Origin of the sequence: Streptomyces candidus, from assembly GCF_014207445.1 — a bacterium.
Classification (GTDB): Bacteria; Actinomycetota; Actinomycetes; order Streptomycetales; family Streptomycetaceae; genus Streptomyces; species Streptomyces candidus.
This window is the reverse complement of sequence record NZ_JACHEM010000011.1, coordinates 22297-35312: the sequence shown is the minus strand read 5'-3', so window position 1 is coordinate 35312 and position 13016 is coordinate 22297. Positions and strand designations below refer to the sequence as shown.

14 protein-coding genes are annotated in these 13016 nt (G+C 72.5%); 4 read left to right on the top strand and 10 right to left on the bottom strand.

The window, feature by feature from the left end:
* Positions 1-49 precede the first annotated feature (49 nt).
* From HNQ79_RS20830 to rpmF, 6 genes are all read right to left on the bottom strand, one after another.
* Complete coding sequence (locus tag HNQ79_RS20830; protein WP_185033306.1) at positions 50-826, bottom strand: SDR family oxidoreductase; 777 nt, start codon at positions 824-826, stop codon at positions 50-52.
* Positions 827-876: 50 nt separating this feature from the next.
* Positions 877-1638: a 3-oxoacyl-ACP reductase FabG gene (gene fabG, locus HNQ79_RS20825; protein WP_185033304.1), complete on the bottom strand. Its 762-nt coding sequence runs from the start codon at positions 1636-1638 to the stop codon at positions 877-879.
* Positions 1639-1781: 143 nt separating this feature from the next.
* Positions 1782-2135 (bottom strand): DUF3037 domain-containing protein, encoded by a 354-nt coding sequence (locus tag HNQ79_RS20820; protein WP_221508003.1) that lies wholly within the window; start codon positions 2133-2135, stop codon positions 1782-1784.
* A gap of 89 nt (positions 2136-2224) precedes the next feature.
* Complete coding sequence (locus tag HNQ79_RS20815) at positions 2225-3091, bottom strand: HipA family kinase (protein WP_185033300.1); 867 nt, start codon at positions 3089-3091, stop codon at positions 2225-2227.
* Between the two features lie 506 nt (positions 3092-3597).
* Positions 3598-4779, bottom strand: coding sequence for a GTP-binding protein (locus HNQ79_RS20810; protein WP_185033299.1), 1182 nt, complete (start codon positions 4777-4779; stop codon positions 3598-3600).
* Positions 4780-4785: 6 nt separating this feature from the next.
* Positions 4786-4956: a 50S ribosomal protein L32 gene (gene rpmF / locus HNQ79_RS20805; protein WP_185033297.1), complete on the bottom strand. Its 171-nt coding sequence runs from the start codon at positions 4954-4956 to the stop codon at positions 4786-4788.
* Between the two features lie 184 nt (positions 4957-5140).
* Between rpmF and HNQ79_RS20800 the strand changes: the two genes are divergently transcribed.
* Positions 5141-6685, top strand: coding sequence for a bifunctional phosphatase PAP2/diacylglycerol kinase family protein (locus HNQ79_RS20800; RefSeq protein ID WP_185033295.1), 1545 nt, complete (start codon positions 5141-5143; stop codon positions 6683-6685).
* A 68-nt stretch (positions 6686-6753) separates the two neighbouring features.
* Here the strand turns inward: HNQ79_RS20800 and HNQ79_RS20795 are convergent, their stop codons facing one another.
* Positions 6754-6978, bottom strand: a complete 225-nt coding sequence (locus HNQ79_RS20795) for an isochorismatase family protein (protein ID WP_185033293.1) — start codon at positions 6976-6978, stop codon at positions 6754-6756.
* A 165-nt stretch (positions 6979-7143) separates the two neighbouring features.
* On the opposite strand from HNQ79_RS20795, the gene HNQ79_RS20790 reads away from it, so the two are divergent.
* Positions 7144-7617, top strand: a complete 474-nt coding sequence (locus HNQ79_RS20790) for a pyridoxamine 5'-phosphate oxidase family protein (RefSeq protein ID WP_185033290.1) — start codon at positions 7144-7146, stop codon at positions 7615-7617.
* 48 nt (positions 7618-7665) lie between these two features.
* Here HNQ79_RS20790 and HNQ79_RS20785 read toward each other — a convergent pair whose 3' ends face one another.
* Positions 7666-8571 (bottom strand): LysR family transcriptional regulator, encoded by a 906-nt coding sequence (locus tag HNQ79_RS20785; RefSeq protein WP_185033288.1) that lies wholly within the window; start codon positions 8569-8571, stop codon positions 7666-7668.
* Between the two features lie 37 nt (positions 8572-8608).
* Between HNQ79_RS20785 and HNQ79_RS20780 the strand changes: the two genes are divergently transcribed.
* Positions 8609-9589 (top strand): DMT family transporter, encoded by a 981-nt coding sequence (locus tag HNQ79_RS20780; RefSeq protein ID WP_229923609.1) that lies wholly within the window; start codon positions 8609-8611, stop codon positions 9587-9589.
* Positions 9590-9711: 122 nt separating this feature from the next.
* Here the strand turns inward: HNQ79_RS20780 and HNQ79_RS20775 are convergent, their stop codons facing one another.
* Positions 9712-11064, bottom strand: coding sequence for an aminotransferase class I/II-fold pyridoxal phosphate-dependent enzyme (locus HNQ79_RS20775; RefSeq protein WP_185033284.1), 1353 nt, complete (start codon positions 11062-11064; stop codon positions 9712-9714).
* Positions 11065-11099: 35 nt separating this feature from the next.
* Here HNQ79_RS20775 and HNQ79_RS20770 point away from each other — a divergent pair, with 35 nt between their 5' ends.
* Positions 11100-11825: a pyridoxamine 5'-phosphate oxidase family protein gene (locus HNQ79_RS20770; RefSeq protein ID WP_185033281.1), complete on the top strand. Its 726-nt coding sequence runs from the start codon at positions 11100-11102 to the stop codon at positions 11823-11825.
* Positions 11826-11897: 72 nt separating this feature from the next.
* On the opposite strand, the gene HNQ79_RS20765 is transcribed toward HNQ79_RS20770, so the two are convergent.
* Positions 11898-12857 (bottom strand): DMT family transporter, encoded by a 960-nt coding sequence (locus HNQ79_RS20765; RefSeq protein ID WP_229923610.1) that lies wholly within the window; start codon positions 12855-12857, stop codon positions 11898-11900.
* Between the last annotated feature and the right edge of the window lie 159 nt (positions 12858-13016).

Genomic DNA, 13016 nt, shown 5'->3' with positions numbered 1-13016 from the left:
TTCCGTCAGCGGTCGGCGGGGGGTCCGCCGGCCGTTGACGGCAGCTTCGTCAGGCGACTCCGGCGTTGAGGAAGATGCCTCCGTCGACGACGAGTGTCTGCCCGGTGACCCAGTCCGACTGCGCGGAGGTGAGGAACGCCGCCGCCCCGCCGATGTCCGCCGGGACGCCGAGCCTGCCCAGCGGGTACGCCGCCGCCGCCTCCGCCTCCCGGCCCTCGTACAGCGCCTGGGCGAACTTGGTCTTCACCACCGCGGGGGCGATGGCGTTCACCCGTACCCTCGGCGCGAACTCGTGCGCCAGCTGGAGCGTGAGGTTGACCATGGCGGCCTTGCTCATGCCGTACGCGCCGATGAAGGGCGAGGCCGAGACCGCCGCCACGGAGGCGATGTTGACGATCGCGCCGCCGTTCTCGCCCTGCCACGCCTTCCAGGTGCGCTGGGCGAAGCCGAGCGCCGAGATCACGTTCGTCTCGAAGACCTTGCGGGCGACGTTCAGGTCCATGTCGGCCATGGGCCCGAACACCGGGTTGGTGCCCGCGTTGTTGACGAGGAAGTCGACCCTGCCGAACGCCTCCATCGTCCGCTCGACGGCGATGCCCTGGTGGCTCTCGTCGTGCGCCTTGCCGGCGACGCCGATCACCCGGTCCGCACCGAGCCTGTCGACCGCCTCCTTGAGGGCGTCCTCGTTGCGGCCGGTGATGCACACCCGGTCGCCGCGCGCGACGAACGCCTCCGCGATGCCGTAGCCGATGCCCCGGCTGGCGCCGGTGACCAGTGCGACCCTGCCGCTGTCCCGCACACCGCTGTCCTGCACTGTTTCCGTCATGTGTTCCAGTTCCCCAGTCCGCCGGTTCCTGTGCTTCCTCGCCGCGGCCGTCAGTTGAGCGGGCCGCCGGCGACGTACATGACCTGGCCGGAGACGAAGCCCGCGTCCTCACCGGTGAAGAAGGCGATGGCATGGGCGATGTCCTCGGGCCGGCCGACGCGCTGCACGGGGATCTGGGTGGCGGCGGCCGCCTGGAAGTCCTCGAAGTCCATGCCCACGCGTGCGGCGGTCTGCGCGGTCATCTCGGTGACGATGAAGCCGGGGGCCACTGAGTTGGCGGTGACGCCGAACTTGCCGAGCTCCTTGGCGAGGGTCTTGGTGAAGCCCTGCAGGCCCGCCTTGGCGGCGGCGTAGTTGGCCTGCCCCCGGTTGCCCAGCGCGGAGGAGGAGGACAGGTTGACGATCCGGCCGAACTTGGCGTCCACCATGTGCTTCTGGCAGGCCCGGGACATCAGGAAGGCGCCCTTGAGGTGCACGCCCATGACGGTGTCCCAGTCGGACTCGCTCATCTTGAACAGCAGGTTGTCACGCAGCACGCCCGCGTTGTTCACGAGGATCGTGGGCGCCCCCAGCTCGGCGGCGACACGGTCCACGGCGGCGGCGACCTGGGCCTCGTTCGACACGTCGCAGCCGACGGCGAGCGCCTTGCCGCCCGCCGCGGTGATCTTCTCGACGACGTCCTTGCAAGCCGCCTCGTCGAGGTCGAGCACGGCGACGGCACGGCCCTCGGCCGCCAGCCGCACTGCGGTGGCGGCGCCGATGCCGCGCGCCGCCCCGGTCACGATCGCTACGCGCTGCTCAGTGGTGGACATTGCGGGTTCTCCTCGTCCTCGGGAACTGCTCCATCGCTGAGCAACCGCTTAGTACCTCAGCAGTCGTGACGCTAGAAGCCGCGGCACCCGGTGTCAACGGCCGTTCCCCACCCGGACGAAGGTCACACTCCTACCGGAGCCCCTCAGCGCACCAGCACGTCGAGCAGCCGCTCCAGTTCCGCGTGCGGATCGGCCGTCAGCCCGGTGTGCACGGGGCCGGGCTGCACCACGGCGGAACGGGGCGCACTCAGCCAGCGGAACCGCCGCCCCGGATCGTCGCCCGCCGCCTGCCCGGCACCCTCGCCACCCCCGCACAGGCCCTCCACGGCGTGCAGCGCGGCCCGTACCCCGGCCACGTCGGCCCCCGGATCGAGGGTGAGGAGCTTCGCCTCGTCGAGGTGGGTGAGGGCCGCCGCGAACGACTTGGCCCGGCAGTAGACCATCACGCCGGCGTTGAACATCTCGCCGCGTTCGACCCGGGGCACCACGCGCACCAGCGCGTACTCGAAGACGTGCCGCTGCGGCTTGTCCCCGCCGCGCTGCGGCGTGCCCGCGCCCTGTGCCCCCGCACCCTGCGTCCGCCCGCTCACTTGGCGCCGCCGTCCTGCTGCATCTGCTGGTCCTTCTTCGTCGGATGCGGCCACGGCCTGACGTGGTCGGTGAGCCAGCCCGGTGCCTGCGAGGGGCGGTCCTTGGTGGGTGCTTCGAGCGTGATGCGCTCGTGAATGGTGGCGGCGCGCGGCAGCAGCGCCTCCACGTACGCGCGGCGCAGTCCGTCCGGGCTGTCGAAGCCGGGCTCGTCCGTCAGCCAGACGTCGGGCACCTGCGCGGCGACCTCGGTGAGCAGGTCCTCGGTGACTTGTGGAGCCAGCTCGCGCGCGGCGGCGCCGATGTCCGGTTGGAAGCGGGCCAGGACGTGGTCCGAGGCGTTGTACGGCTTGGCGGCGGCGGCCTGCGCGGTGGGCCAGTTGTGCTGCCAGATCATGGTGGCACCGTGATCGATGAGCCACAGGTCGCCGTGCCAGACCATCATGTTGGGGTTGCGCCAGGACCGGTCGACGTTGTTGATCAGCGCGTCGAACCAGACCACCTGCCCCGCCTCGGCCGGGCCCACCTCGTAGGCGAGCGGGTCGAAGCCGATCGACCCCGGCAGGAAGTCCATCCCGAGGTTCAGCCCGCCGCTCGCCTTGAGCAGCTCCTGCACCTCCTGGTCGGGCTCCCCCAGCCCGATGACGGGGTCCAGGTCCATCGCCACCAGGCGCGGCACCCGCAGCCCGAGCCGTCGGCCCAGCTCGCCGCAGATCACCTCGGCGACGAGCGTCTTGCGCCCCTGCCCGGCGCCGGTGAATTTCATGACGTACGTGCCGAGGTCGTCGGCCTCGACGATCCCCGGGAGCGAGCCGCCCTCACGCAGGGGCGTGACGTAGCGGGTCGCGATGACTTCGGTCAGCATTTCGCCAGGCTATACGGCACGCGGTGCCGTCCCGCCACGTCACCGGGGCGGCCCCGGGGACCGTCGACGCCGTCCGTCGCACCCCCGGGCGTGCGCGACTCCCGGCGGTGCCGGGCGGCTTCGCCGGGGCCCGTCCACCGGGAGTCCCGCCGTTGTACGGCAGCCGTCAGCCCAGGCCGCGTGGACTGGGTGTTGAGTGTCACCCCGCCGGTGCGGGCGCGCTCGGCGAGCCGCGTCAGGAGGTCGTCGGGGACGAGCCGGGTGACCTGTTCCTGCGGTACGGGAGGCAGGTCGGCGGCGGGCGGGGACGCCGTCCCAGATGATGTGGTGGGTGGTCATCAGTAGCCGGTACGTCCCCCGCCCCAGCTTGATCAGTGCGAGGCGCAGCATCGGTGGCCGGGCCAGGTCGAAGCCCCGGCCCCCGCGAGAGTGCGGTTGCCGGGGCGAGCGCTGCGGGGCCGGGCCGGACGGTGCCGTGGCTGCGACCACCGTCCGGCCCGGAGTTCTCATGCGTGGGCGACTCCGGCGGCCACCGGCCCGGGGTCGTGTGCGCAGGCGTCGTCGATGCCGTGGGTCTCCCAGGCGGGGAACGCGTCCTCGGCCGGCACCTGTTCGCCGTCGGCCAGCAGGCAGGCGGTCAGGTCGGCCCGCAGCACCTCGGTGCGCAGCCCGGTGCCGATGAAGACCAGTTCCTGGCCCTGCCAGTGGGCGTCGTCCCGGGCGCCCGAGGGCTCGAAGCGCGCGACGGAACCCGCCTGCGACCACAGCCCCGTCACCCGTGGCCGGGTGGCCAGCCAGAAGAACCCCTTCGACCGCAGGACCTGTCCGTAGCGCCCACTGTCGAGCTGTTCGGTCACCAGGGTCCACAATCGCCCGGGGTGGAACGGCCGGTCGGCGCGGAAGACGGTGGAGGAGATGCCGTACTCCTCGGTCTCCGGGACGTGGTCGCCGTTGAGTTCCCTGACCCAGCCGGGCGCTTGCTGGGCACGCTCGACGTCGAAGAGTCCGGTGCCCAGCACCTCGTGCAGCGCCACCGCGCCGTGGGTGGCGGGGACGATGCGGGCGAGGGGGTTGAGCCGTACGAGAGCGGCCCTGAGCCGGTCGGCTTCCGCGGCGGGGACGAGGTCGAGCTTGTTGAGCACGAGCACGTCGGCGAACTCGACCTGGTCCATGAGGAGGTCGCTGACAGTCCGTTCGTCGTCCTCGTACTGGTCCAGTCCGCGCTCGGCAAGTCCGTCGCCACCGGTCAGTTCGGGCAGGAAGTTGGCCGCGTCGACGACGGTGACCATGGTGTCGAGGCGGGCGAGTTCGCCGAGAGTGCTGCCGTCGTCGCGGGCGAAGGAGAAGGTGGCCGCCACCGGCATCGGTTCGGAGATGCCGCTGGACTCGATGAGCAGGTGGTCGAAGCGGCCCTCGCGGGCCAGCCGGCCGACCTCTTCCAGCAGGTCGTCGCGGAGGGTGCAGCAGATGCAGCCATTCGTCATCTCGACGAGGCGTTCCTCGGTGCGCGAGAGGGAGGCCTCGCCGCCGCGGACGAGGGCCGCGTCGATGTTGACCTCGCTCATGTCGTTGACGATCACCGCGACCCGGAGACCCTCACGGTTGCCCAGGACATGGTTGAGCAGGGTGGTCTTCCCCGCACCGAGGAACCCGGACAGCACGGTGACGGGCAGACGGTGTCGGCTCACTTCGGCTCAGTCCTCCGGGCGCAGCAGGCCGCGCTCGTACGCCTTGACCAGCCGCTGAGGCACCAGGTAGCTGGTGCCGTCCACCGTGATCGGTACCAGCCGGGGGGTGCTGGCCTTCCACTGGGCGCGACGGTGACGGGTGTTGCTGCGGGACATCTTCCGCTTGGGAACAGCCATGGGGGCCTCCTCGATCCTTTGACGCGGGACACGCTACATGAAAATGGGATCCATTACCAAGAGAGAATCGGAGATCCCGGTGGAGACCACCCCCGCGCACGCCCTGCGGTTGCCCCCGCCCACGCTCCACCCGCTCGGCCCCTTCCAGCAGGCTTGTCGCCCCGTCACCGGGTACGCAAGTGACATGACGCGCCTCAGCAGGATCGACCACCGCTGGTTCGACAAGGTCGCCGCCGCCCACCTCCCCGGCGCGGACCGGGTCCTGCCTGCCCTGTCCACCGCCGCGAACCACGGCCGCCTGTGGCTCGGCACGGCGGCGGTCCTGGCCGCGGTCGGCGGTCCGGCCGCACGGCGTGCGGCCCGTCGCGGCGCGGGCTCGCTCGCCCTGGCGTCGCTGACCACCAACGCGGTCGCCAAGTACGCGGTACGCCGCAACCGGCCCGCCTTCGAGGCCGTCCCGTTCGTCCGGCGCCCGTCGAGGGCTCCTTGGACGTCCTCCTTCCCCTCCGGCCACTCCGCCTCGGCGGCCGCCTTCGTCGCCGGGGTGGCTCTGGAGGCACCCCGCTACGGTGCGCTGCTCGCGCCGGTCGCCGCCGCAGTGGCCTTCTCCCGGGTGTACGTCGGCGTGCACTACCCGGGTGACGTGCTCGCCGGATGTGCGCTGGGCGTGGCCGCCGCAGCCGTCACCTGTCACTGGTGGCCGCCGCGCCCCGCGTACGTACGCGACGGCCGCACCCGGGTGGAAGCGCCCGCGCTGCCCCGCGGCGAGGGGCTGGTCGTGGCGGTCAACTCGGGCTCGGGCAAGGGCGTTCCGGGCCGGCTGCCCGCCCGCGAGCACCTGCGGCTGCTCCTCCCCGAGGCCGAGATCATGGCCTGCGGCGCGGGCGACGACCTCATGGCCGTCCTGGACAAGGCGGTGGCACGGGCGGGTGAGCGGGCCGGAGTCCTGGGCGTGTGCGGCGGCGACGGCACGGTGAGCGCGGCGGCGGCGCGAGCCGCGCGGGCCGGTCTCCCGCTGGCGGTCTTCCCCGGCGGCACCCTCAACCACTTCGCCCTGGACGCGGGCGCCACCACGTTCGAGGACACGGCGCACGCGGTCCACTACGGCGAGGCGGTACGGGTAGACCTGGCCCGCGTCACCGACGGGGACGGCGCACGCGTCACAGACTTCGTGAACACCTTCAGCATCGGTCTCTACCCCGAGCTGGTGCGCAGGCGGGAGCAGTGGGAGGGGCGTCTCGGGAAGTGGCCCGCCGCTGCCCTCTCCCTCTTCGGCGTCCTGCGCGACGCCACCCCGCTCGACATCACACTCGACGGCGAACGGCGTTCGCTGTGGCTGCTGTTCGCGGGCAACGGCCGCTATCTTCCGGACGGTCTCGCGCCCACGCACCGCCCCCGGCTCGACGACGGCCTGCTGGACGTCCGTACCGTCGACGCCGAGGCCCGGCTGGCCCGCACCCGCCTGGTGATCTCCGCCCTGGCCGGAGCCCTCGGCCGGTCCCACGTCTTCCGCGCCGAACGCGTCGAGCGTCTCTCCCTGACCGGCCTCGCGCACGTGGACCTCCTCGCCCACGACGGCGAGACCACCCCCGCACCCGACACGCTCCACCTCGCCAAGTCCCCCGCGGCCCTCACGGTCTACGCCCCGTTCAAACCCCTCGACGAGATCCGCGAGTCGCTCCGCACCGCCACCGCCGCCGCCACCGCCACTCAGCCGCCCCTCCGCTGACCCCCGGCCCCGGATCCGTCAGCGGATCCGGAGCCGGAGGCATCCTCGGGGCCATGCCTCCGTCCCCGCTACCAGCACGCCATCACGTCCTCCGCCGACACCTCCTCCGCCACCAGCGCCGGGGAATACCGCATCACCGCCTGCGCGTACTCCCTGGGCACCCCCGCCACGGCATCGCGCGCCACCACGACCGCGAACCCTGTGTTGACCAGGTCGAACACTGCGTTCGGCACCGCTGCGTGCACCGCGGCCCCCGCCGCCGCCACCGATCGGCAGCCGAGGTTGCGCAGCACCCCACGCGCCGGACTCCCTTTCCTCCAGCGCCAGTTCGGGCAGTGCGCCGGGCTCGCCCACGACCCCTTCCTGACACAGCGCGCGAGGGTAACGGCCATTGCGTACGGGAGGAAGAGCCCGCATGATTCCTGACGCCACATCGACTTCCTTGCCGAGGGGCCCGTATGACACAGACCGGCACGCAGCGCCGCGGACGCCGCATCATGATGAGCGACGCCGAACGCGACACCTACCTCACGGAGCAGCGCACCTGCCGGGTGGCCACCGTCTCGTCGGACGGCGCCCCGCACATCGGCGCCCTGTGGTTCGTCTGGGACGGTACGTCGCTGTGGCTGTACTCGATCACCCGCAGCCGCCGCTGGGCACAGCTGCGCAAGGACCCGCGCATCGCCGTCGTGGTGGACGACGGAACGGAGTACGCGGAGCTGCGCGGCGTCGAGCTCACCGGCACCGCCGCCTTCGTCGGCGAGGTTCCCCGTACGGGCGAGGCATGCCCCGAACTCGACCGCCCCGAGGCCCTGTTCGCCGCCAAGTACTTCCACCTCGACGAGATGCCGCACGACGGCCGGCACGCCTGGCTGCGCCTGACGCCGGACTCGGTCGTCTCCTGGGACTTCCGTAAACTGGCCGCTCTCTGAGCGTCCCCGGGGCCGGCGCCGCCCACCGGTACCGCCGCCCCGAGGGCGTCAGCTCGACATGCGCGCTCCCGCCTCGGCAAGCGCGTCCACGGCCGCGCGAACCGACGGCCGCCGGTCGGCGTCCGCCCGCCACACGGCGTACACGTGCCGCCGCATCGCATGCCGTACGGGGACGACCCGCACGCCGTCCGGTACCGGACCGCGTCCGAGCCTGGGCGCGACGCACACACCCAGACCCGCTTCCACCAAAGCGAGTTGGGTTGCGTGTTCGCCCGCCACGTGCGCGAGCCTCGGCTCCACGCCCTCCCCCCGCAACGTCAGCAGCAGCCACTCGTGACAGAACTCGCCCTCCGCCCACGTCACCCAGTCGTCCTCGGCGAACTCGGCGAGCTCCACCTCCTCGCGCTCGGCGAGCGGATGCCCGGCGGGCATTGCCACGTCCGCCGGGTCCTCCAGCAGCGCCCGCTTGGCGAGCCCGGCCGGCATGGACAGCGGCTTGTTGTACCAGTCGAGTACGACGGCGAGGTCGAAGTCCCCGCGCACCACCCCGCGCACCGCGGCGTCGGGTTCCACCTCCCGCATCAGCACGCGGAGTTGCGGGTGCGACATGCGCAGGGCGGCCAGCGCGGACGGCACCAGCCCACGGGCCGCGGTCGGGAACGCCGCCATCGCGAGGTCGCCCACCACCCGCCCCCGCTGCGCCTCGATGTCCGACTGCGCGCGCTCGACCTGCGAGAGGATCCGCGCCGCGTGCCCGGCGAGCAGTCGCCCCGCTTCGGTGAGCCGGACGCCCCTGCCGTTCTTGGCGAGCAGCGGCTCGCCGACCTCTCGTTCCAGTTTGGCCAGCTGCTGCGACACCGCGGACGTGGTGACATGCAGCCCCTCGGCCGCCCCGCTCACCGAGCCGTGCCGGGCGAGGGCGTCCAGGGTGCGCAACCGCTCCAGGTTCAACATGTAAGCAATGCTACGCGGTCCTCCCATCAGAACTTGCTTGTGCTACGAGATCACTCCCGTCATCGTTGCTGCCATGACCTCCTTGACCGCCGTTCCGCACGGCCGACGCACCCTGCGGGCAAACCGCCCGGGCGCCTTCCGAGCCCTCGACTGGCGCGTCCGCTTCGCGGCACTCGCTCTCGTATGGGGCTTCAGTTTCCTCTTCATCAAGGTCGGCACCGGCGCGTTCGCACCTTTCCAGGTCACCTTCGGCCGTCTCCTGTTCGGCAGCGTCGTCCTTCTCGCAGCGATGGCGGTCAAGCGCACGCGTCTCCCCCGCTCGACCCGGACCTGGGCGCACCTCATGGTCGCCGCGTTCTTCCTCAACGCCCTCCCGTTCTCGCTCTTCGCCTACTCCGAGCTGACGATCCCTTCGACCCTCGCGGGCATCTGCAACGCCACGCCCCCGCTCTGGGGCATGGCGCTGTCCCTCATCGCGCTGTCCGAAGACCGCCCCACCCGCCGCCGCGTCGCAGGTCTCGGCCTGGGCTTCCTCGGGGTACTCACCGTCCTGGGCGCCTGGCAGGGCTTCTCCGGCCTGGACCCGAGCGGCACGGCGATGGCCCTTCTCGCCTCCCTCAGCTACCCGGTCGGCTGGATCTACCTGCGTCGCACCCTCGGCGGCAGCACCGACTCCGCGCTCTCCATGACGGGCACCCAGGTACTGCTGGCCACCGCACAACTCGCGGTCGTCACGCCCCTGTTCACCACCGTTCCGACGAGCTACCCACTCCTGCCCGTACTGTCCGTCGTCGCCCTGGGCGCACTGGGAACGGGGTTTGCGATGCTCCTGCAGTACACACTGGTGACGGAGGTGGGCCCGACGACCGCCCAGATGGTCACGTACTTCATCCCAGTCATCGCCACCCTCGCAGGCGTCACCCTCCTCGGCGAGTCCCTCGCCTGGACGACGCCGGTGGGCGCCCTCATCGTCCTCGCCGGCGCCGCCCTCACCCAAACCCACCCCCGCCCCCGGTAGCCCCCCTGGACACCGGACCCGCCCTTTCTGCCGGTAGCCCTCTTGGGCGGCGCCGCCTGTGATGCGCCCCTTGCCCCCACGTACGCCCCGGACCGCACCACCACCCCCACCGGACGGCCCCCTCACTCGTACCGCCGCCCCCCGACCCCCGGCCCCACCGCCGCCTCCACCGCACCCGCGACCCGCACGATGTCGCCCGCGTCCGCACCCAGCCCCGACACCGTCACCCGGACACCCTGCCGCCCCGCCCCCACCCGGAACCTCGCCCCCGGCGCCACCGCCCACCCCGCGTGCAGCATCCGCGCCACCACCCCCGTCTCGTCCCCCACCGGCACCCACACGTTCATCCCGCTCCGCCCGTGCGCCGTGATTCCACGCTCCGCCAACGCCGCGATCAACGCGTCCCGGCGCTTCCCGTACGACCGCGCCACAGCCTCCGTGTCGACGGCCCCCGTCCGCCACAGACGGACCACCGCCCGCTGCAGCAGCAGACTCACCCACCCGGGCCCGAGCCGCTGCCTCCCCCGCACCCGGTCCACCGTCTCCGCGTCCCCGGTCATGACCGCGACCCGCAGATCCGGCCCGTACCCCTTGGACACCGACCGCACGAACACCCACGGGCCGCCGCGCGCCCGGCCGCCCACCACGGGATGCACCGGCAGATCCACGATTCCGTGCCCGTGGTCGTCCTCGACCACCAGCACGGTCGGGTACGCCGCCAGCACAGCCCGCAGCTCACGCGCCCGATCAGAACCCACCGCAGCCCCCGTGGGGTTCTGCGCCCTGGCCGTCACCACGAGCGCCCGCGCCCCGTCCCGCAGCGCCCGCTCCACCTCGTGAGGCAGCGGTCCGTCGTCGTCCACGGCCACTGGCACGGTCCGCAGCCCGAGCGCGGGCACCAGGTCGAGCATCGCGCCCCATCCCGGGTCCTCCACGGCGACCGGGTCCCCCGGCTTCAGGTGCACGGCGAGCACCCGCTCAATCGCGTCCAGAGAGCCGGAAGCCACCGCCACCGGCCCCCCGGGAACGCCGCCCGCGTCGAACTCCGCGCGGGCCAGTCGCGCCAGCTCCGGGTCGACGGCGTCCTCCCCGTACAGTCCAGGCCGTTCATCGGCGCGTTCGGCGGCCCACACCAGGGCGTCCCGCAGCGACGGCAGCAGAGAGACGTCCGGATTGCCCAGGGACAGATCGCGCACCCCCGCCGGGACATCCACGCGGATCGAGTCCCGCGCCGTACTGACCGGCCGGGCTCGGACGCGGCTTCCCCGACGGCCGGCCGTCTCGATCACTCCGCGCTCCCGCAGCGTCCGGTACGCGGACGCCACGGTGTTGGGATTGACCCCCAGTTCGGCCGCCAACTCCCGCATTGCGGGCAGCAGTTGACCCGGCTCCAGCGCACCGGCAGCCACCCCCCGCTCCACGCTCGCCGAAATCTCTGCTGCACGTCGACCACTGATCCGATACTCTCCTAGCACAAAAGAGAGTATGCACTAGTGCAATAGGGAGCGCAATGCAGGACAGCAGCACCGCCACCGCCCAGGAAGCCTCCCGCGGGTCCGTCCCCGTGGCCGCCCCTTCCGACGCCTACACACCCACCGGCCGCACGGTCCCGACCCGTTCCCCCGAACGCGCCTCCTACGACCGCGAGCTGGTGCACTCCATCCTCGACGAGGCCTATGTCTGTCACCTCGGTTTCGTCCGCGACGGCGCACCGGTCGTCCTGCCGACCCTGTACGCCCGCCGGGGCGACAGCCTGTATGTGCACGGTTCGACGGGCTCGCGCCCGCTGCGTGCGGCCGGGCGCACCGGGGAGGCTCCGGGGATCGAGGTCTGCCTGACCGTCACCCATGTCGACGGCCTGGTCCTGGCCCGCTCCGCCTTCCACCACTCGATCAACTACCGCTCCGTGGTGGTCCTCGGCACCGCGCGCCCGGTCGTGGACGCGGACGAGCGACGCATCGCCCTCGACGCCCTCGTCGACCATGTGGTCCCCGGCCGCTCGAAGGACTCGCGCCCCGCGAACGCGAAGGAGCTGGCCGCCACCGCCGTGCTGCGTCTGGATCTCGGCGAAGTGTCGGCGAAGGTCCGCACCGGCGGCCCCAACGACGAGCCGGAGGACGCGGCCCTTCCGTACTGGACCGGCGTCCTCCCGCTCACCCGCGGTCACGGTACGCCGGTCCCCGCCGACGACCTCGACCCCTCCGTCCCGCTTCCCGCCTACCTCGCCGCCCTCTGAACAGCTCTCCGGCCGAGGCGCACGGCGGTGGCCGGGACGAGCGCCGAAGGCCGGGGCACCGCTGCCGACCGGTCAGACCGCCAGGGCCGCCCTGCGCACCCGGGAGGCCGCCCTGGCCTCGCCGTACGCCAGGCCCGCCACCGCCGCGAGCAGCAGCAGCGTCCCCAGGACGGTGGCCGCCGTCAGGTGCTCGCCGAGCAGGGCGACAGCGATGACGGCGGCGCTCACCGGCTCCAGAAGCATGATCACGGACACGGTCGCGGACCGCACGACGGCCGCCCCGGCGAAGTAGAGCACGTAGGCCAGGGCCGTGGGCAGGGCGGCGATGTACACCAGCATCCCGACGAGGGAACCGAGTTGCGCGGTGTGCGGCAGCAGCCCTTCGCCCACCGCCAGCGGCAGCAGGCACACCGACCCGACGGCGAGCGACCAGGCGGTGGTCACAACCGGGTCGGCTCCGTCGCCGTTGCGTCCCAGCCACCGGGTCAGCAGCGTCATGACCGCGTACGCCGCCGCGGACAGCAGGGCCAGCAGCACGCCGGAGGGCCGTACCGTTCCGCTGTCGCCTCCCACCGTCAGCACACCGAGCCCGCCCAGTGCCCCGGCCACCGCGAGGATCCCACCGACGCCGAGCCGCTCGGCGAGCAGCACCCGCGCGCCGAGCGCGATGAACACCGGCCCGGCGCCCAGGGTGATCACAGTGGCAACGGCGAGGCCGGTGTCCTGGACGGCCGCGAAGTAGGCGCTCTGGAAGACGGTGAACGCGATGCCGGTGGACAGCACCCGCACCGCCCGCCGACGCCTCGGCCCGCGGGCCCCGGCCCGCTCCCTGCCGGAACCGCCGCGCAGCAGCCCCCGGGCGGCGAGCAGCAACAGCAACCCGCCCGCACAACGCCAGAACGACAACGACAGGGGCCCGAGGTCACTGACGCCGTAGACCAGCGAGGCCGCGGCCCCCGCCGTGCCCCAGGCGAATCCGGCGACGATCAGATACGTCAGGCCACGCCCGACGGACAACACAGAAGCAGACACGCACGTCTCCACGTGAAGAAGAAAGACAGGAAGGTCCTCGCTGGGCCGCGCGCGGGCAGCGACGAACCGCTCGGGGACTGCCCGAGCCCGGTCTTCGTCCTCAGTGGGCCGGCCGCGCGCTAGAGAGCGGCGGGGGGCGGGAGTACGTTCCTGCGCATC

Excerpts from the sequence above, each read along its gene's own strand:
- HNQ79_RS20800 (WP_185033295.1), top strand. The coding sequence starts at position 5,141 with ATGACGCGCCTCAGCAGGATCGACCACCGCTGGTTCGACAAGGTCGCC.
- HNQ79_RS20785 (WP_185033288.1), bottom strand. The coding sequence starts at position 8,571 with ATGTTGAACCTGGAGCGGTTGCGCACCCTGGACGCCCTCGCCCGGCAC.
- HNQ79_RS20790 (WP_185033290.1), top strand. The coding sequence starts at position 7,144 with ATGACACAGACCGGCACGCAGCGCCGCGGACGCCGCATCATGATGAGC.
- HNQ79_RS20770 (WP_185033281.1), top strand. The coding sequence starts at position 11,100 with ATGCAGGACAGCAGCACCGCCACCGCCCAGGAAGCCTCCCGCGGGTCC.
- HNQ79_RS20815 (WP_185033300.1), bottom strand. The coding sequence starts at position 3,091 with ATGCTGACCGAAGTCATCGCGACCCGCTACGTCACGCCCCTGCGTGAG.
- fabG (WP_185033304.1), bottom strand. The coding sequence starts at position 1,638 with ATGTCCACCACTGAGCAGCGCGTAGCGATCGTGACCGGGGCGGCGCGC.
- HNQ79_RS20830 (WP_185033306.1), bottom strand. The coding sequence starts at position 826 with ATGACGGAAACAGTGCAGGACAGCGGTGTGCGGGACAGCGGCAGGGTC.
- rpmF (WP_185033297.1), bottom strand. The coding sequence starts at position 4,956 with ATGGCTGTTCCCAAGCGGAAGATGTCCCGCAGCAACACCCGTCACCGT.